This window comes from Sinorhizobium psoraleae, from assembly GCF_013283645.1.
Taxonomy (GTDB): Bacteria; Pseudomonadota; Alphaproteobacteria; order Rhizobiales; family Rhizobiaceae; genus Sinorhizobium; species Sinorhizobium psoraleae.
In genome coordinates this window covers 40,640-58,992 of the sequence record NZ_JABEKV010000014.1, presented here as the reverse complement: position 1 = coordinate 58,992, position 18,353 = coordinate 40,640, and the positions used below count along the sequence as shown (strand labels likewise).

Below are 18,353 nucleotides of genomic sequence, written 5' to 3'. Positions count from 1 at the left end.
CCCACAGGGGCTAGCTACTGGTAGTAGATTTCCAGAATTGCGGTGTGCACCGCGGTGAGGATCAGACCCGGACGGATGCCGATGCCGAGAAAGGCCGTGCCAAACAGGAAGACGCTGGTGATCAAAAAGGATTTTGTTATCCAGTAGGTCCAGTAGGGATCGTTGTCCCAAAAGAGCCCGTGGGCGATGACAGCATCGATGAAGATCGCGGAAAGGCCGACGAGCACGGCAAATTTGACTGTGTCCTTGGCGAGCAGGAACATGGTCGCCACTCCTTGCAAGAGCTCCGACAACCGCCGCTTGTTTACCCAATCCTTCCGCCGCAGCTTTGTTCCTCCCGTGTCTCACCCGGGTGCTTGGCCAAGTGTCCGGACAACTCCTGCAAGCCGTGCCCGAGTTACGCAGCTCGATCCCTCAGGCCCGCTTCGGGTCGTGAAAACGGCACCAGTGAAGGGGCTGTCCGAGCCGCGGACCGGCGCACCGCCGTCGCCTCTGAGGCGTTCCTGCCGCTTGCGGTTGGTGTGCTTTCGGTGATCGCCGCTGGCGGCTTAGCGCCAATACGACTGGCGCAAAATCGAGACGAAGATCAACTCTTATCCGAATTTCCTGACCGCAATCGACGGCCTTTTCACTTTATTCATGTTCGTTCCAAGCATGAAAACGCGCTGCCAATCATCATTTCGCATGGCTGGCCACGGTCGATCATCGAGCAGATGAAGTTAATCGAGCCTCTCACCGACATTACGGCGCACGATGAGTTTACCCGCCAGCGAGGCCGATAAGAACTATATAGCTGGCAAATATAGACGGGAGGTGGGCTGGAAATCAGCGTTCGATCGCGACACCGGTAATAAGTACTAACGTAATCGGATCCCAAGTTCCAAAGCGCGGCAATTTTTGCCCGGGTGCAAGTCGCTTTGTTGTTAGAAGGCCGTCTGGCCCGACGCAGTCAAGCATTTGATAGTGATCAAGGCACTCATCCTTGGATACCGCCACACTGTGCCTTGATTGAGGTGGAGGCTAGGCGATGTCACGATACTTGGCAATTCGACGAGTTCACATGAGTGCTGGGATCGTGGGGTTCATAACGATTTTAGCGTTCTGGATCTCGACGGTGCTGTCGGAATTATCCGGCAATCAAGTTCTAGTTGCGGCTGTCAAAAATGGCATTCTCTGGGGAATGTTGATTCTGATCCCGTCGATGGTCACAGTGGGCGGAACCGGCTTCAGACTGGCGGGAAAGGCTAAATCGGCGCTTGTTCGCTCCAAAAAATTTCGAATGCCCATTATCGCTCTCAATGGCATTCTCGTGCTGGTGCCCTGCGCGTTCTTTCTCGCGAACCGCGCCTCGACAGGTCAGTTAGATACGACGTTTTACATCGTCCAGGCGATCGAACTCATCGCGGGAGGCACGAATCTAACTTTGATGGGCCTGAACCTTAGAGACGGTTTGACGCTTTCCAGATGGATCAAACGTGCGGGGTTACGTCCCGCTTAGGCCTGCTAGGCACAGAGGCATTGGGCTCTTGTTCGCTTAGTTGTTGAACGGATGTGGCGGCGAGGTTGAAATGGCCGCTCCTCATCCAAGTCCAATATCGCCTCGTGATTCGCCCCGGCTGTGGTATCGTGTGATCTTTCTTTTGGCATGCAAGACCTCGAATATGCTAAGTTTGTGCGGGAATTTGATTGTGCGCGTTATGTGAGTGAGCGCGGGTTCAGTTGACACTGGCGCATCCATAGCGCCTGATCTCCGCGCAAGCTCCCGACAGCCGTGGAACAGGATCAAGGTCGGGATGCCTCGGATACCAAGCTCGCGGCCATCTGTTGATGCTCCTCAGAATTGAACTTCACCACGCGTAGGCCCGGCTCCAGTATTTTCGCAGCTTCCGCATAAGCAGGGGCCATCACCCGGCAGCGCCCGCACCAAGAGCGCCCAGACATCAACAAGAACGGGAATGTCGCTGCGACTGATCTGACGCGTGTACATCTCCGTTGGCGGCGTCGCATATGAAGATCAACTCCTGTGCTGGGCGCGAATTCCCAAGGCGTAACCCGCCATCCCTGTCGGTATCGGCCGCTTCGACGCGAACCATGCCGGCAGCCATGAACTCAGCCTTGCTGATCTTGCCGCTCTTGTCGCGGTCCATTTCAGCGAACCGGATCTTCTTGCGCTCCTGCATCGCCTTTGCCGTGATTCATTAAAGCCTCGTCCGGAGAGACGCGACCATCCCCGGCAGCGGGATGGGTAGGAGAAGCCCCATCGGGGTCGGCGGCCGAAGGGTCCCCGGCGTCAAACTTGGTAGCCCACTTTGAAACTGCTCCCAAGGCGGGAAAAATAGAATGCGAACTGAGCGGAGAGCACTCATTCATCGAAAAGGCATCCTGACCGGCGCCACAAGCGCGGCGCCAGAGGCGTCACGGCTTTCGGATCTCAAAAAGTGTAGCCTGTTGGTTCGTGAGCGGCTCGTGTCTGTGTGCAGCGCGCAACGAAATGCGTCTCGCGTCCTCGCGCCAGCCAAGGCCGCGCTCACCAGCGCTCATGCGCTCTAATTGGGCGGTCAGCCATGTAAAGGGCGCGGTCCTCGTGGGCATAAAGGCTGATGGCCGTATCCCCCGACTGGGCGTTCGCAATGCCCGCCGAGAATGTGTATCGGAAGTCCGGATGCCCCGGAAGCGGCCTGGACTTGCTGCACGGATGCTAGCATCCGTGCGACGATCAATTCTGCCTGCTCGACAGATGTGCTAGGAAGAGTGAGCACGAATTCCTCTCCGCCAATACGTCCGAAGCAGTCAGTGCGCCGCACCAGGCCGTGAATCCTCCTGGCGAAATCTCTCGTAACCAGGTCGCCGATCTGGTGCCCGTATTGGTCGTTGATGCACTTGAACCGGTCTATGTCGAGAACGCCCAGGCAGCCGTAAAAAAGTTCATCGGCCCGCTGCGGCCGCAACATGTCCTCGGTCACGACACGGCGATTGGCAGCCCCGGGTCAGTTCGTCGGCATAGGAAGCCAATATCGCGAGATCCCGGTGCTGACGGACCGGGCGTGTTTTGGCTTTCAGGCCGGCAACATCGGTGCCTACACAAAGCAGCATCCACCCGTCTTTCTGGACTGTCTCGGTCATCCAGAGCCAGCGCCCGTCGGCAAGATCGATTTCAAGGCTCCGAAGCCGACCTTCCCACGCCGGGACTGGGTGGAAATCAGCCACTCTTCGAAGTTGGCCGCGTGGATGACGGCGCATTGCGCATGAAAATTTCGCCGCATCAGATCGGCCCCAAGCGGCGCCTATGAAATAGGCCGACCGAAACGCCTCGTTCGCGTAACGAAGGCGGTCAAACTCATCGTAGGCGGCCACGAGAACAGGGGAGGATTCGAATAGTACAACAGTCGCCTGATGTCCTTAGTCATGACCCCAACTTTAGACGGTCTTAGTTAATGCCGAGTGATGGGCTGGCGTGAGATTTACTATCTTCAATCGAGAAAACTGCCATGGGGCGCCATGGGCATCGCAGTGATCACATTCAGTTCACGCTCTTGATCGCGACTGGTATCACTGCTGCGGTCCGGTCGCATGCTACGATGCTCGACGGATATTCGTTCGCCCGAGCCGACGAGTGGGAAACATTCTCCTTCTGTGCTCCGAAAGTCGAAATGATGTCTTCGCAGATGCCACCATACAGCCGGGTTGGGAGAAGATTGAACCGGTGAAACATTGTGATCCCGCGTGGTCTGTGTGAGGTCTTCTTTGCGACCAATGCAGAAGCCGCAGGCAGGTGAGTTGATCACTGCAGATGGGTTCAAATCTCACCGAACACAGGCAGGCGGGGCAGATCAGCGCGGGACCGGTCAACGCGTGTTAAAGCGCTGACAACGTCGTTCCTATTCGCGACAGGTGCTGAGTTTTCAAAAGTTGCCAAGGACTAAGGATTCCATTCTCCGGTGAAGCTTCGAAGGTTGCTCAAGGAAAATTAATCTCCTTGGCGCAGAGTATATTAGCCGGAGACGGTGACCCAATGACGTAACCTTGTAGAGTATAAGAACATGCAATTGATGCCCGTTGCTGATCCGGCCGGGGAAGAGCTCCAGGTATTGGATGTCCTGGTGAAGGCGATGCAGCGGTCGGGCATTGAAGCGACAGCCGATAGTTGTTCGCTGCTGCTTCGGGAAATATCCCGAGAGCGGCCGACTCTATTGCAGGCGCTTGTCAAACTGAATGGAAGCCTTTCCGACGGGATCGATCGCACGCCCTCGAGCCAAGAATTAAATCGCAATCTGGACGACGAAAGCGTAGGAAGGCTTCTTCGCTTCGTGGAAACATCAAAGAGAACGGTCGACGGGCTTCTATCCGCTGCAACGCGGGACATTTCGAGACTGCATTCGATTGCTCAGCAGGTGAGCGCACCTAACCTCCCCAATTCTCGGTCGGTGCATCTCGCTCTTTCCGAGCTCACCCGATCGGCGCGCAAAAACCACGCTTTGCTGCAGCAGACTAACCGCACGTTGGAGTTGGTGCGGCGCGAGTTGGGGGGGAGTCCACCGCTTGAAACAGTGGATCCTGTGACTGGCTTGCCGAACTACGCTGCATTCCGCTCCAGACTGAATGATGTGTTCGGACATCCTACACCGCGGCCGGCCACAGTTCTGATGTTGATAGAACTGGGGGCTTTGAACGCCGTCACCACGGAAATCGGACGGGGCGCCGCGGAACGCGTGCTCCGACGCTTCTGCCTTATTGTTCGGCGATCAGTGAAGAAGAGCGACAGCTTCGCGAGAGTCGGATTTCAGCAGTTTGCACTTTTGTTTGAAGGTGTTACAGCGGATGTTGTGAAGTCAATTGCCGACCGTATTTGTGACGCAATCAACGCAAAGCTCAACCCTAAGAGCAACGATATCTTGGACCTGCTCTGTGTTACAGTGGGTATATTTGCTGATCGGCAAGACGTGAAGTCAGTTGATGATTACCTTGTAAAGGTCCAGGAAAAACTAGTCGCCGCCCGACTGCAAGGCAAATCCCGGATAAGTCCGTCGTAGTCCAAGCAATATGACGGCGCGCCCAAGCAAGAAATTGCTGTTTAATGCAGCCGCCATCGCAGGCCTCGAGCCGCAGTGCCACTGCTATATGTCATGGCAGGGGTGTGCTCCACCCTCTATCACAACCTATCTTTCCGCCTTCTGGCCCTTCTAAAGCTCACTGCATTTTCAACATCGGCGTCAATCGCGCTGAGGCCGGCTCATACCCTTACATGGATGCCGAGACTGCAAACGCTTGCAAAGCGTAGGCCAGTGAGCGCAAAAATCTCCCAGTTGAAGAGATCGCCATGCTCTTCCGTTCGGCTCCTGGATGGCTGCTCCAAATTCCGTTTGCAATCAGTCGCGTCCACGGAACCAGCATATTGTCGGCTTTGGCTCCTCAAGACGTTCGCCGGCTTTACCGCAGGGTAGACTCCGGAAATAAGCAGCCAGTGTCTACGGTTTGCTCCAGCGGGCGGCTTTACCAGCCCTAAGATCGTCTCAAAATCGTTTCGTCCGTGCGCGAGGGAGTACACTTCAATTTGCAGAGTAGCCCGGAAGGCGCTGGCGACGTGATAAGCGGTATAACGACATTCCGACCAGCATGGCCACAACGAACAGAACGGCCTCCCAACGCCCCGTCGACAATGCAGCGATGGCCGGTCCGGGGCAGAACCCCACCAGCCCCCAGCCGAGTCCGAACAGGGCCGCGCCAGTCACCAGTTTCCAATCGATTGCACTGTTCATTGGCACATGGAAGCGGCCGTCGAGAAAAGGCGCCGAGCGGCGACCACGGATGATGTGAGCCACGGCTGAAGGGATCAGCGCGCCGCCCACGACAAAGGCCAGCGACGGGTCCCAGCTACCCGCGAAATCGAGGAACGCCAGCACACGTCCGGGATTGATCATGTCGGAGATCAGCAGACCCGCCCCGAAGATGAGCCCGCAGACAATCGCTGCTAGCAGCCGGGCCGTCATGGCTGGACTCCAATGAGATGGCGGGTAACGAAGACCGTCGCGCCCGCAATGGCCATGAAGATTGCTGTGGCGGCAATCGAACGCGGCGAAAGCCGCGCAAGCCCGCAAACACCGTGACCGCTCGTGCAACCCGATCCGAGGCGGGTGCCATAGCCAACGATGAGTCCGGCAGCAATCAGCAGTGCCGGCGAAGAAGTGATAACGATCTCGGGTTGGCGGATGAGGGCCGCCGCCAGCCCAGCGCCTCCAATGATGCCGGCGAGGAAACCCAGTCCCAACTTGCTGTCGCCGTCATGGGTCAAGCCGGCTGCGGCGGCCGCGAGACCGGAAATGCCGGCTATCCTTCCGTTCAGCAGAAGGTAGAGGCCTGCCGACAGGCCGATCAGGAGGCCGCCGGTGAGTGGCCAGAGATAACTTGTTTCGATCATTGCGTTCACACTGCGTTATCGGTCCGGGCATCAATCCCCGACGATCGACTATGTTATTTCGACTTTATGTACGCAACGAGATCGGCAATCTCGGCACGTGTCAGGGACAGATTCGGCATACGGGAGTGGTGAGGCGTAGCCAAGAATGCCGAAAGGCTTCTCTCGTCAAAACGTTCCGATTCACCAATCTGAGCGAGCGTCGGAACAGTATCAGAGCCGCGAACTTGTCCAGGTGCAACGACGTGACACTCGCTGCACCAGCGTTCGGCGATGGCGCGGCCATGGAGGCGATCGGCCGCGGCGCTCTCGCCAGTTACCATCAGAAGGAGGGCAACGGTGCCAGCACATTGCAGTTCACATATTCGCTTCATTGTAGCCGTGTCCTGTTGGGTGACCAGCAACTCGTACCAGCTTGGTTGCAATGATAGATCTCAAGTCGCGTCCGGGTGATTGACTTTCCAAACAGACACATCAGTCGCGGTTACTGCCACGCGGCCGTCGGGCGCGAGCTCCTTGCCATCGAATTTCTTGGACGCGATGTCGCTGAAGACGGTGACGTATTGCTGCAGTCGACACTCGTTGCAGAGCGGCGGATCGGCGACATCGAGAAGGGCTTCCTTCGTGACAAGAACGATCTCGTCGCCTCCGACGTCTCTTTCCATGATCAGAAGCGCCTCGTCTCCCGATGCCTTCATCATTCCACTGAGCAGCTTCAAGGGCATTTTCGTCCTCCCGGCACGAGTGCGAGTCGAGCCAACCAAAACGGCGTTCACTCAAGCATTATGCCTTGCGCGCACGGAAACTCCTTGATCAAGCTCAAAGTCGATCTCCGTTGGAGGTTAAAATCACCGTGCCCGTCTGCCGTAATCGCGCATCTCGTCGAGCCAGCGAGAGCGCCTCTGCTCATCGGCAAACGAGAGGCCGTAGAAACTCTCGCGGATAGGCTTGATTCCGGCGAGGCCCAACATACTGTGCTCGAAACTCCGAACGCCAAAGGCGCCGAAGTACCAACGGTAAAGAAGCACCGGCATGCCCATGGTGACGATTATGCGGGCGGAGCGCCCGGCAAGCAGCCGCTTCGGAAAGCCGCCCTTCTTGTATTCCATCGCAAAGCCCGGCCTGAAGATGTGCTCGAGAAAGCCCTTGAGCAGGGCCGGCATCGTTCCATGCCAAAGGGGGAACAGAAAGACCCAGTGCTCTGCCCAGCGCATGTCCTCCCGAGCCTGCTCCAAGCCTGGTGGGAATGCCCCGGTCTCGAAATCCTCCTGCGTCCGCAGCAGCGGAAACTCGAGCTTGGCCACTTCTATCCGGCGCACCTCGTGTCCCGCTGCCGTGGCGGCCTCGGCGTAAGCGTCAGCCATGGCGTGCAGGAGGTGGTGCCTGGCCGGGTCCGGATGGCCCTGGACAATCGCAATGTGGCTAGTCATCTGCTGCGCTCCGTAAAATCACCACGCGTACCTTCCAGCTCTTTCCCTCATGACCGCGTTGCGGGCGCATTTGGCCTTCGCCGTGTCCAACGAGATGGCCGCCGGTGTCGTCGTTACTCGTGCTCGAGCGATCGATAGATTTCCAGCTCCTGGGCAAAGTGGAGGCGAGTGATAGCTTCCAGACCGTGCAGCAGGCGCTGGATCTCGTAGCGCTGTGCCGGGCTCGGCCCATGTTCGCCAAAGGCTTGTCGAAGCGAAGTGAGGTTGTGGACCTGACGCTGGATCTCCATGTGAGTTCTGCTCATACCGGCAAAAGCATCCGGCGCGCCCGCCTGCCTGCGCAGCCTGGGATAGACTTCCTCATCATCCTGGCGTTCGTGCGGAAGAAGACGTTGTCGCAGCAGGGCGTCCAGTTGCGCAAGCTGCTTGCGCAATTCATCGTCGGGGAGGTCCTGGATGCGCGCACTTGTATGGCGTATCTCGTCCACAACGTCCATCAGGGCACGATGCTCGGCTTCGAGCTTCAGGAGCTCCGCATGCTCCAAACGTGTTGTTTTCCCCCAGCCGCGCATGGGGTCGCCCAGGGCGCGCAGCGCATTCAAGATGGCGACGATGTCGATCGCTTCCTGTAGCAGTGCGCCTTGAACCGGCGTCAGGTAGCCAAAGGCGGCCGCAATCATGCCAGCGGCGGACAAGGCCATACCCATATAGACGCTCTGGAGGGCTATGCCGCGTGAGCGGTGCGCGATGCGTATGGCGCTGACGAGGCGATCGAGCCGGTCCACCAGGATCACCACGTCCGCCGCTTCGGAGGAGGCGGCAGCCCCGCGCGCGCCCATAGCTACCCCGACGTCGGCTGCTGCGAGTGCCGGTGCGTCGTTGACGCCATCGCCGACCATCATGACCGGTCCTGCCGCTCTTTCCGCTTCCACAATTCGGGTTTTGTCTTCCGGCTTCAATTCGGCGGCAACGTTGTCCAGCCTCAGGAAGGACTGGAGGCTCTCCGCGAGTTCGGTGCGATCGCCGGTCGCAAGCACTATCCGCTCGACGCCGGCCTCCCGCAATTGTCTGAGCACGTTGCCGACCTCCGGCCTTACCTCGTCGGTCAGGAGAAATGCGCCCGCGAGAACCCCGTCGATGGCAGCGAGCACCGAGACGATGCCATCCCTCCGGATCCACTGCCGGATGTCTCGCGAGAAGGCGGTCTCTTCGATTCTTTTGGTGATGAAGTCCCAGCCGCCCACTGCGATCTTGTGGCCATCTATGTTGCCGGTCACGCCGGAACCCGCCGCTTCGCGGGATCCGGATGGCGCGACAAGTTTCAGTCCCCGCTCTCTTGCCGCTGCGACTAGCGCGCGGGCGATAACATGATGTGAGCCCTGATCCAGCGATGCCGCCAGTCGCAGCACCTCCAGAGGGTCGAGATCGGTGCGGGACTTGACCTCGATAAGGTGGGCCCGGCCGTCTGTAATCGTCCCTGTTTTGTCGAGGATCACTGTCTTCATGCACGCAAGCATCTCTAGCGCGCCGCCGCCTTTCACGAGCACCCCCTTGCCGGCGCAACGGGAAACTCCGGCGATGATCGCCACCGGGACCGCGAGAATGAGCGGGCACGGCGTTGCAATGACCAGCACGGCGAGCGCGCGGACCGGCTCCCCGCTTATGACCCAGGCGCCGCCGGCGAGGAGCAGCGTGACCGCAAGAAACCCCAGCGCATAACGGTCGGCAAGCCGAACGATAGGCGCCTTCGCGGCTTTTGCCGCCTCCACTAGCCTGACGATTGCCGCATAGGTGCTGTCGCTCGCCGCGCTTGAGGAGACCATTTTGAAGGCATCACCGGCGTTTGTCGTGCCGCTCGTCACTGGCTCGCCGGACCGGCGCCGGATCGGCATTACCTCGCCCGTCAAGGCTGACTCGTCCAGCACGGCGATGCCATCCATCACGTTTCCGTCGACCGGCAGGACCTCGCCACGGCGGATCAGGATTCGGTCGCCAGGATTAAGTTCTTCGATAGAAACCTCCTGCAACTGCCCATCCGCGTAACGCAGGGCGGTGCGCGGTACCCGGTTGAGCAGCGCTGTCAGTTCTCGGCGTGCGCGCCTTTGAGCGAAATCCTCGAGCGCCTCGCCACCCGTGTACATCAGTGCGACGATGCTGCCGGTGAGGTATTCGCCAAGGAAAAGGGCGCCGCCCATAGCAAGCGCCGCGATGAGATCCAGCCCGAACTGCTTCCTTCCGAGACTGATCGCGATCTCGGTCAGGAGGCTCGCAAGGATCATCGCGGTGCCGGCAGCCCAAGACGCGGCGCTGAGGTCTGGCCGCCCCGCGAGCCAGGTGGCTGTGCCGACGAGCAAGGCGAAAGCGATGACGCCAAGGAGAAGGCGCTTGCCCAGCCCTCCCTCCTGGAAAAGATGCTCGAAGAGTCGGCTCTCACTCAAGGCGCCCTCCCGCAGATCTGGCGCAGGATATTTGACGAACAATATCGTCACCTTGATCCGGCGCAAAAACTCTCCGACGGAAACATTAAACGGCGGCTGAGGCGAAATGCATGGCAACGAGAATGGTGCAGCCCTTCCCAGCGTAGCCCAAGCTTACAACATAGGGCCGCGTCTGCTTTGCTCGCCGGGGATTCACCTCATCACAAATGACGGTACAGCGGCGGCTGCGCATCATTAAGCTCGCCGTCATCGAACAAGATCGAGGAAGCGGGCTGGAATCCTCGCCGTTAGCGCGCAAAGCAACCTCCGCCGTATGAAATATTGCGTTAGATCAATTGCTGCCTTCCTGTTCGCGCCTAATTTCTTTCGGTAGGTCTCCATTAGAACCACAGGCCGGAGGAATTGACATGGTCCAGAACATCAAAAGCATACTGATCGGCCTGACGAAGGAATTCGGCCCTAACGAAACCTCGGCCGCGCTGGCCTACGGTATTTCTCTTGCGCAGCAGGCGGGTGCTCATGCCAATATCCAGGCTGTCTCGATTAAGCTCACACTGTCGAGCGCCGGGGTCAGCAAGGTTGTCGCCGGCCTCGTCCGGGAAGAGAACCAGCGCCTTCATTCCCTTGCCGAGGCTGCCGCCCGCGCTGCGGAGGCCGAGGCTTCCTCGGCGGGTGTTGCCTGCTCCACCGAGAGTCCGCATCTCAGCTATCCCGAGCTGCTCGCAGTTTTCAGGACGCAAGCCCGCCTGCATGACCTCACGATCGTCGACGCCGAATCCGAATCTCTCGCTCTCGACCGGGGGCTGATCGAAGCCCTGCTGATGGAGAGCGGGCGTCCGCTACTCGTGGTTCCGGCCACGCAGGATGTATTCCGCGCCAAGCGAATTATCGTAGCTTGGGATGGCAGCGGCCGGGCTGCCCGCGCGGCAGCCGACGCTCTGCCGTTCTTGCGGGCCGCAGAGGCCGTAGAGGTTGTCGCCGTAACGGGGGAGAAGAATCTTCCCACTACACCCACCTGTTCTGATGCTGCGCTACACCTCAGCCGCCATGGCGTTCATGTGAAGGGGCAGACTCTACCGGTCCTGAATGGCGACGTTGCTGAGACGCTGCGTAAGCATGCAACGCTGATCCATGCCGATTTGATTGTGATGGGCGGCTATGTTCACTCGCGGCTGCGTGAGCTGGTATTCGGTGGCGTCACGCAATCTCTTCTGAAACAGAGCCCCGTGCCCCTGTTCATGGCATACTGATTCGAGGGACCGACCTGCAGTTCAGGGGCTGAGCGCATTTGGGCTCTCATGCCGGTGCCGATCCTGTTGGTCCCGCTGAGGCTGACAGCGCACGCCGAAGGAGGTCGTCATGCCCAAGATGAAAACCGCGGTCTTCGTCGCGCCTGGTCGCATTGTTCTTGACGAGAAGCCGATCCCGGACGTCGGTCCGCTCAACGCGCTCGTGCGGATCACGACCACCACATCCGCGGCACCGACGTCCACATCCTGAGTGAGTACCCGGTCGCACGCGGCCTGACGATAGGCCACGAGCCGGTGGGCGTAATCGAGAAGCTCGGGTCCGCCGTGCGGGGATACAGCGAGGGTCAGCGTGTGATCGCCGGGGCAATCTGCACCTCAGGCCACAGTAATGCGGCCCTGTGCGGCTGCCATGCCCAGGACGGCCCCGGCACGAAACACGGCTGGAAAGGCATGGGGGCTGGAAGTTTGGCAACACCATCGATGGTTCGCAGGCCGAATACATCCTCGTGCCTGACGCCATGGCCAACCTGGCTCCAATGCCGGACGGGCTGGCCGACGAGCAGGTGCTGATGTGCCCCGATATCATGTCGACGGGCTTCTCCGGGGCGGAAAGCGGTGCCGTCCGCGCTGGCGACGCGGTGGCGGTATTCGCCCAGGGCCTCATTGGCCTGCGAGCGACAGCAGGTGCGCGTCTAATCGGCGCACCGACGATTATCGCGGTTGAGAGCGTCGCGGCCCGCATGGAGATGGCCCGCCGCATGGGCGCGGACCACGTTGATGGAGGTGATCGCATCCGGCCGTGTCGACACGCGTCCTCTGGTGACTCACCGCTTTAAGCTGGACCAAATTGAGGAGGCATACGACCTTTTTGCAAACCGGCGGGACGGGGTGCTCAAGGTCGCGATCACTCCATGACGCTTTCCATCGGCGCGGGCCGTATTTTCATTGCCCGCCAGCCGTGCGACGAGCCCGCCACTTGTCAATTTCCACGACCAGAAGGGCAGACGATGCTGCTACAAGCAGGAGCGCCCACTCTGAGAACGAGATCGGTGAAACTTGCAGCGTCTCCCTGAGGATCGGAGTGTACATCGCGGCGATATGAAGGCCCTGGGCCGCTGCGATTGAGAGAAGGAGAAGCGGGTTGGCGAGAAAGCCAAGTTGGAAGACGGACTTGCGCTCGGAGCGGCTGGCGAGCGTCTGGAAGTTCTCGAAAAGCACGAACAACAACAGCAGCAGATTGCGGGCTTCGCTCTCGCCGTAGCCCTGCTCGAGCAGAACATAGAACATCGCGAAACCGCCTGCTCCCATGACGAGCGTGGACTGCCATATGCGCCGAATCATCAGCCGATCGAAAATCGGTTCGGACGGTCTGCGCGGCGCGCGGCTAAGTTCGTCTCCTTCTGGACTTTCACCGGCAAGGGCAATGTCCTGAATGCCGTTGGTTACAAGGTTGAGCCAGAGCAATTGCACGGGAAGAAGAGGCATGGGTAAGCCGAGAGGGATTGCCAGCAGAAAGAGCAGCAATTCTGCGGCGCCCGTCGACATGAGCATAAAAATGACCTTGCGGATATTCGCATAGGCGACCCGGCCCTCGCGGATTCCGCTGACGATCGAAGCGAAGTTGTCATCGGTGATGATGATATCGGCGCTTTCCTTCGCCACCTCCGTCCCCTTGCGTCCCATCGCAACGCCGATATGCGCGTGCTTCAGCGCCGGCGCATCGTTGACGCCGTCGCCCGTGACGGCGACGAAGTGGCCGTTGCGCGCGAGCGAGAGGACGAGTGCCAGTTTTTGCGAAGGAGCCACACGTGCGTAGATGCGGCCCTGGCGGGTCAGTCTGTCGAGGCTTTCCTGTCCGTTTTCCTCAGCCCTGCGTACAGCTTCGCCGGTGACTACCTGATCTTCGGTGAAGATCAGACCGGCCTGGGAGGCGATCGCCGCTGCGGTCTTGGGATCGTCGCCGGTGACCATCGCGACGTCCAGGCCTGCTGAGTGGCAATCGCGAATTGCCTGCGGTACCTCAGCCCGCACGGGATCCTGCATTCCGGCGAGCCCCAGGAAGACGAGGTCGACGAGCAGGTGCCGGCCAAAACCTCCGTCTGCCTCGACCGCCGTCTCGCCCTCCGCAAAGGCAAGCACTCGAAGGCCGCGCGCGGCCATCTCTTCTTTTTGCCGGACAAGGGCTTCCCGATCGATCGGCTCGGCGCGACCATCCATGTCCATCCTGTCGGCCATGTCGATCAGGGTTTCTGCGGCACCTTTGACGAAGATGCGGATGCTGTCGCCGTGACGGTGAAATGAGGCGGCGTATTTCAGGTCCGGCTCGTGAGGAATGCGGGCGACGAGAGGATAGTCATTCTCGATTTCGTCGCGCGGCAGACCTCCCTTGTACGCCGCTGCCAGCAGTGCGATGTCGACCGTATCGCCCACGGCGGCCCAGCCGTTGTCTTGTCGGGTAAGCGATCCTTCATTGGGCAGCGAAGCGGCCTTTAACAGGGCAATGGCCCGTTCCCGCGCTTCTGCGGGAGGGGTTCCATCGCCACGAATCGTGCAGGCATCCAGATCAGCACCCGTATCGCAGACGATATCAGTGCCGTCCGGCAAGCGGATATCGGTCACGGTCAGCTCGTTGAGCGTCAGGGTGCCCGTCTTGTCGGTGGCTATCATCGTGCAGGATCCAAGCGCTTCCACGGCCGGCATCCGCCGCACGATGACATGTGCATTCGCCATACGCCGCATGCTGATTGCCAGCGCGACCGAGATCGCTATCGGCAGCCCTTCCGGGATCGCGCTCACCGCCAGGCCAACGGACATCATGAAGAGATCACTCGGCGCCATCGCGCGAGCGATTCCGACTAGGATGAGAAGCACTACGGCTGCGGCGACGACCGAGGCGATGAACTGCGAAAAGCGTTCCATCCTGATCATCAATGGGGGCTTGGAAACGGATGCCCTGCCGATCTCCGTCGCAATTTTTCCGATCTCGGTCGCCGCTCCCGTCGCTATGACAAATCCCCGTCCCCGGCCGCGCGTGACGAGCGTTCCCGCGAACGCCACGGGGCCGGCATTCACCGCGGCGGTGGCGTCAACATCCACCGCGGTTTTATGGACCGGTGCCGATTCCCCTGTCAGCAGGGATTCATCGCAGACAAGATCGCTCGCCGACAGGAGCCGGAGATCCGCCGGCACGCGGCCGCCGGCTTCGATCAGGACCAGATCACCCGGCACCAGGAGCCGCGCGTCGATCTCCTGCACGTGTCCGTCGCGGACTACGGTCGCTTTCGGCTGCTCCAGTTTGCGCAGCGCGAGGGCCGCCTTGCCGGCCGAGTGCTCCTGTATGCAGCCTATAATGCCGTTCGCGACGAGGACGATTCCGATGAACAGAGCGTCGCGTACATCGCCCAGCGCGAGCGACACAAGCGTCGCTGCCAGAAGGATATAAATCAGCGGACTGCGAAACTGGCGCAAGAACGTTGCGAATAGGGAGGACGCCTGTGGCTCGGGAAGCATATTCGGCCCAAATTGCGTGAGCCGGACCTCCGCCTCCTTCTGACCAAGCCCAGCAGAGAGGTCGTCATACATCGCAGGGTCTTGAACGTGAGGTGCAGTGTCAACGAACGTTGCTGAGTTCATGAAATGCGCCCCGGTTACGCGAGCCTCGCTTGTTCTCAAGCGTTGTTGCTTCCGACGCCCCGTGGCGCCACCCAGCTAAACGACCCTTTGGACCGCGAGATTGTCCGCGAACAGCTTTTCTTCTCCATGCACGCGCTTTGCCGCCTTGGCTGCAATGCTGGAGCCGATATCTGCCATTCGGCCTGCTTCCTTCGAGTAGTCGAGAAAGGCATCTTGCCAGAAGCTGCACCACAAATCGAATGAGTCGTTCACGTGAGCAGGTGACCAGACTTCCTGCAGATACTGCAGATCCTGCTCACAGCGGCTCTTCAGGAACGATAACGCTTCGATCTGACAGCGAAGCATTGCGCCAAGCGCGTCGGTCTGAAGACGACCGAGCGAGAAGAGGACGTTCGGACCCTCGAGCGGGGTCGGTATCGATGTCCAACAAAACCCGAAGGCAGGCGTGGGGTGCGAATTAGTCCCGTGCATAAATATAGCTCCTCATGTCGCCGCTTGATGGCTGGGAACCTGGCGGCTGTACACCAGTCGATCCGGCGCATGCCTGTTTCCAGCGCATTTAGGTGTTACGGTCGCTCGCGTTCAGGCACCCAGGCGACTCGCGCATCCTCGATCCTCAAGTGGTCTTCGACGGCAGTCACGCCTGGAGCTGACCAGGCAGCGCGTTCTGCCATGACGCGTGCTCGCAAGCTCTGCACTTTTCCGTGCAATATGATGTGACTGCCCGAGACCTCCACGTCGATGTTTTCGGCTTCGGTCTCCGCGTTGCGTTTCAGGGCTTCCCCGATGCCATGTCTGACATCGAGCACATTCATTCTCGGGCGAATCCTGAGCTGGTTGTCGATGCCAGTGACGCCCGTCAGTACGCGAACGGAATTCTCGGCCGCAGAGCGCTGGAAATGCCAATCGACGGTGCCCTCAAGCGTGACGAAACCTTTTTCGACCTTGACGTGGATGTCCTCAGGGTCGGAAATCGCAGCTCCCCAGGCGAGAATTTTGAGAACGCGGCGGGCAATTTCGTCATCGGCGGTTTTCTTGTGCTCCGGTAGGCGCACGTCGATCTCCTCCGCGATTGCTCGAACGCCCTTCATACGTTCGGCGATACGTTCCGCGGCGTGTTTTTCCGCATAGCTGCGGACGTGCCCGGTAAGCGTGACGATCCCGTCCTCGACGGCAACGCCGATATTGGCGGCGTCGATGCTGGGCTCATACTCAAGTTCGTCCAGGATGTCCTGGCGCAGTCGAACGTCGTTGTCCATGGTTCTTCTCCATGATCGAGAGCGCTGCAAAATCTGAAACAAGTATCGCCACGAGGCGGCCCTCGGTCATTGAGGCACATCAAAGCAGACCATGGGACGGAACGTTAGTCTGAACATTTGGAGGACGGCAGAAAGGACAGACCGATGTTCGTCAAAGAAATGTCCCGCCACGACTGCAATAGCGTGGTTCAGTCCGGTCACGTGGCTCGCCTTGCGTGTTGCAGGGACGGCAGGCCGTACGTCGTGCCCATCACCTATGCCTTCACGGGGAAATGCCTCTACTGCTTTTCCATGCCCGGCCAGAAGATCGACTGGATGCGCGAGAACCCGCATGTGTGCCTTGAAGTCGAAGAGTTTTCAGACGAGCGGCAGTGGAAAAGCGTCCTTGTATTCGGCCGTTACCAGGAGCTGCCGCCTGAGGGGCAGTCGCACAAAGAGTGCTTGCATGCCTGGTCGCTTCTCCAGGCGCGGCCAAACTGGTGGGAGCCGGGCGGGCTGAAGCTGGGCAAACCGGAGATAGCAGCCGCTTCGCCGCATGTCTTCTTCTGTGTCGATATCGACGAAATGACCGGCCGTGCCGCATACGAAGGAGAGGCGTGACTCCAAATACTAAAGGCGCCGTTTTATGCGGCGCCTTTATTGCGATGCGCAGGAGAGTCTTCAGTGAACCATCAACACCGGTACGATGGGCGCTTCGATCATCGCCTTGGTAACGCCGCCGAAGATTTTCTCTCGAAGACGTGTGTGTCCGTACGCCCCCATGACGATCAGATCGGCAGAGGTATCAATTGCATGCTGGTTCAGCACCTCCTCCACCCGGCGTCCAGCACTCGGAAGCCGATCGACCGTTACGTTGACGCCGTGGCGAGCGAGGTAGGTGGCAACGTCAGCACCTGGTTCGTCGCCGTTTCTCGCCGGAGCCGCGCTCGGATCGACGAGCACGACGTTCACCTCCTCAGCGCTCTCCATCAGCTCCAGTGCTTCCCGCGCCGCCCGCGCGGATTCCATGGTCGAGTTCCATGCGAGAAGAACCTTTTTTGGACGCAAGGTGACCGATTGGCGGTTTGTTGCGAGCAGAACTGGTCGCGCGGAATAGAAGAGGGCCCCGTCGACGGCACGTTTTCGCAATGACGGATCGGCCTGCAAGCTCGCGCCGATTAATGTCACATCGGCGTACCGCGCGCGGGTGCCAACATCGTCGTCGGCCCACGCGGTCTCGCAGTAGATGCCGTTTGCATCGAATGAGATTCCGAGGCCCTTCAGCGTGGCTCGGGCTCTCTCCATTGCCTCATCCAGTTGCCTCATGTCCTCGGCTCGTTCGTCTAACCAGGCGACCGACATGGCCGCATAGTTCCCGATCGGGGGTGGTGCGGCGAGCTTCACCAGCAGAACCGAAAGGTGCGCACTGGCAGCCGCGCTGAGGTCCGCTGCCGCTGTTAGATCATTCTCGTGCTCGTTGGCATCGATCACCAGAAGAATTGTCTTGTAACTCATTTCTTTCTCCTCCGAAGGCGATTGGCAGTTCCTTGAGCAATCTACGCCAGCTACCGCCGGCTACATTGATCCTGCTCAAGAAGCTCCTGCCTCGGACCGAAGTGTTAATGTTGCTATCCTCAGGCTTTGATCGGCCGGATGCGGCGCGATCACAAATCCAAATTCCCTGCACATTTTCAGCATCTTCGCATTATCATTCAGAACGAGACCTTCGATGCGGTGCAGACCGTCGGCCAGAGCGTACTCCACCAGATGCGTGAGGAGAGCCCAGCCAAGACCATGCCCCTGCAGGTCGGTTCTGACCAGCAGTCCATATTCCGCGGACTCGTGATCGGGATCCGCGTAAAGCCTCGCAATTCCGGCAAGCTCGCCGCTTTCGCTATCGAGAGCGACGAAGGCCATCTCGCGCTCGTAGTCAATCTGGGTGAGCCTCACCA

Annotated in this window: 18 protein-coding genes and 3 pseudogenes; 6 read left to right on the top strand and 15 right to left on the bottom strand. The window is 59.6% G+C overall.

Going from position 1 to position 18,353, the window contains the following annotated elements; all coding sequences use genetic code 11:
* Window positions 1-14: 14 nt before the first annotated feature.
* Window positions 15-263: a hypothetical protein gene (locus ILFOPFJJ_RS32605; protein ID WP_173514576.1), complete on the bottom strand. Its 249-nt coding sequence runs from the start codon at window positions 261-263 to the stop codon at window positions 15-17.
* Window positions 264-567: 304 nt separating this feature from the next.
* Between ILFOPFJJ_RS32605 and ILFOPFJJ_RS32600 the strand changes: the two are divergent.
* A pseudogene (locus ILFOPFJJ_RS32600) lies at window positions 568-782 on the top strand (epoxide hydrolase N-terminal domain-containing protein); the annotation flags it as partial.
* Window positions 783-1,060: 278 nt separating this feature from the next.
* Window positions 1,061-1,498, top strand: coding sequence for a hypothetical protein (locus ILFOPFJJ_RS32595; RefSeq protein WP_246299978.1), 438 nt, complete (start codon window positions 1,061-1,063; stop codon window positions 1,496-1,498).
* Window positions 1,499-1,782: 284 nt separating this feature from the next.
* Here the strand turns inward: ILFOPFJJ_RS32595 and ILFOPFJJ_RS35715 are convergent, their stop codons facing one another.
* From ILFOPFJJ_RS35715 to ILFOPFJJ_RS32580, 3 genes and pseudogenes are all read right to left on the bottom strand, one after another.
* Window positions 1,783-1,905, bottom strand: a complete 123-nt coding sequence (locus tag ILFOPFJJ_RS35715) for a YbbN family protein (protein WP_246299977.1) — start codon at window positions 1,903-1,905, stop codon at window positions 1,783-1,785.
* 35 nt (window positions 1,906-1,940) lie between these two features.
* The gene (locus tag ILFOPFJJ_RS32585; RefSeq protein WP_173514574.1) at window positions 1,941-2,180 is read right to left on the bottom strand and encodes an EF-hand domain-containing protein; all 240 of its coding nucleotides are present in this window, start codon (window positions 2,178-2,180) and stop codon (window positions 1,941-1,943) included.
* A 347-nt stretch (window positions 2,181-2,527) separates the two neighbouring features.
* Window positions 2,528-3,354 (bottom strand): annotated as a pseudogene (locus ILFOPFJJ_RS32580) (GGDEF domain-containing protein).
* A 686-nt stretch (window positions 3,355-4,040) separates the two neighbouring features.
* Here ILFOPFJJ_RS32580 and ILFOPFJJ_RS32575 point away from each other — a divergent pair.
* Window positions 4,041-5,030: a diguanylate cyclase domain-containing protein gene (locus ILFOPFJJ_RS32575; RefSeq protein ID WP_173514573.1), complete on the top strand. Its 990-nt coding sequence runs from the start codon at window positions 4,041-4,043 to the stop codon at window positions 5,028-5,030.
* 516 nt (window positions 5,031-5,546) lie between these two features.
* Here ILFOPFJJ_RS32575 and ILFOPFJJ_RS32570 read toward each other — a convergent pair.
* The 6 genes from ILFOPFJJ_RS32570 to ILFOPFJJ_RS32545 form a co-directional block, all read right to left on the bottom strand.
* Complete coding sequence (locus ILFOPFJJ_RS32570; RefSeq protein WP_173514572.1) at window positions 5,547-5,987, bottom strand: DUF6691 family protein; 441 nt, start codon at window positions 5,985-5,987, stop codon at window positions 5,547-5,549.
* The gene (locus tag ILFOPFJJ_RS32565) at window positions 5,984-6,415 is read right to left on the bottom strand and encodes a YeeE/YedE family protein (protein WP_173514571.1); all 432 of its coding nucleotides are present in this window, start codon (window positions 6,413-6,415) and stop codon (window positions 5,984-5,986) included. The genes ILFOPFJJ_RS32570 and ILFOPFJJ_RS32565 overlap by 4 nt, the downstream gene beginning before the upstream one ends.
* Before the next feature lie 53 nt (window positions 6,416-6,468).
* The gene (locus ILFOPFJJ_RS32560; protein WP_246299980.1) at window positions 6,469-6,735 is read right to left on the bottom strand and encodes a c-type cytochrome; all 267 of its coding nucleotides are present in this window, start codon (window positions 6,733-6,735) and stop codon (window positions 6,469-6,471) included.
* Between the two features lie 111 nt (window positions 6,736-6,846).
* Entirely contained in the window at window positions 6,847-7,137 is a 291-nt protein-coding gene (locus tag ILFOPFJJ_RS32555; protein ID WP_173514570.1) for a hypothetical protein, read from the bottom strand.
* Between the two features lie 123 nt (window positions 7,138-7,260).
* Entirely contained in the window at window positions 7,261-7,842 is a 582-nt protein-coding gene (locus ILFOPFJJ_RS32550; protein ID WP_173514569.1) for an NAD(P)H-dependent oxidoreductase, read from the bottom strand.
* A 113-nt stretch (window positions 7,843-7,955) separates the two neighbouring features.
* On the bottom strand, window positions 7,956-10,280 hold the full coding sequence (locus ILFOPFJJ_RS32545) for a heavy metal translocating P-type ATPase (protein WP_173514568.1): 2,325 nt from the start codon (window positions 10,278-10,280) through the stop codon (window positions 7,956-7,958).
* Between the two features lie 407 nt (window positions 10,281-10,687).
* Here ILFOPFJJ_RS32545 and ILFOPFJJ_RS32540 point away from each other — a divergent pair, with 407 nt between their 5' ends.
* Together ILFOPFJJ_RS32540 and ILFOPFJJ_RS32535 are read left to right on the top strand one after the other, a co-directional pair.
* Window positions 10,688-11,530 carry a universal stress protein gene (locus ILFOPFJJ_RS32540; protein WP_173514567.1) on the top strand — a complete coding sequence of 281 codons (843 nt, stop codon included), beginning with the start codon at window positions 10,688-10,690 and terminating at the stop codon, window positions 11,528-11,530.
* Window positions 11,531-11,639: 109 nt separating this feature from the next.
* Window positions 11,640-12,445, top strand: a pseudogene (locus ILFOPFJJ_RS32535) (alcohol dehydrogenase catalytic domain-containing protein).
* Window positions 12,446-12,472: 27 nt separating this feature from the next.
* Here ILFOPFJJ_RS32535 and ILFOPFJJ_RS32530 read toward each other — a convergent pair.
* From ILFOPFJJ_RS32530 to ILFOPFJJ_RS32520, 3 genes are all read right to left on the bottom strand, one after another.
* Window positions 12,473-15,112 carry a cation-translocating P-type ATPase gene (locus ILFOPFJJ_RS32530; RefSeq protein WP_173514566.1) on the bottom strand — a complete coding sequence of 880 codons (2,640 nt, stop codon included), beginning with the start codon at window positions 15,110-15,112 and terminating at the stop codon, window positions 12,473-12,475.
* Window positions 15,113-15,238: 126 nt separating this feature from the next.
* On the bottom strand, window positions 15,239-15,634 hold the full coding sequence (locus tag ILFOPFJJ_RS32525) for a hypothetical protein (protein ID WP_173514565.1): 396 nt from the start codon (window positions 15,632-15,634) through the stop codon (window positions 15,239-15,241).
* 95 nt (window positions 15,635-15,729) lie between these two features.
* A complete protein-coding gene (locus ILFOPFJJ_RS32520; protein WP_173514564.1) occupies window positions 15,730-16,422 on the bottom strand; it encodes a BON domain-containing protein in 693 nt (230 codons plus the stop codon).
* A 144-nt stretch (window positions 16,423-16,566) separates the two neighbouring features.
* On the opposite strand from ILFOPFJJ_RS32520, the gene ILFOPFJJ_RS32515 reads away from it, so the two are divergent.
* Complete coding sequence (locus ILFOPFJJ_RS32515; RefSeq protein WP_173514563.1) at window positions 16,567-17,022, top strand: pyridoxamine 5'-phosphate oxidase family protein; 456 nt, start codon at window positions 16,567-16,569, stop codon at window positions 17,020-17,022.
* Window positions 17,023-17,082: 60 nt separating this feature from the next.
* Here the strand turns inward: ILFOPFJJ_RS32515 and ILFOPFJJ_RS32510 are convergent, their stop codons facing one another.
* On the bottom strand, window positions 17,083-17,916 hold the full coding sequence (locus tag ILFOPFJJ_RS32510; protein ID WP_173514562.1) for a universal stress protein: 834 nt from the start codon (window positions 17,914-17,916) through the stop codon (window positions 17,083-17,085).
* Between the two features lie 75 nt (window positions 17,917-17,991).
* Window positions 17,992-18,353: GNAT family N-acetyltransferase (locus tag ILFOPFJJ_RS32505; protein WP_173514561.1), on the bottom strand; the 362-nt coding region annotated here is incomplete at its 5' end.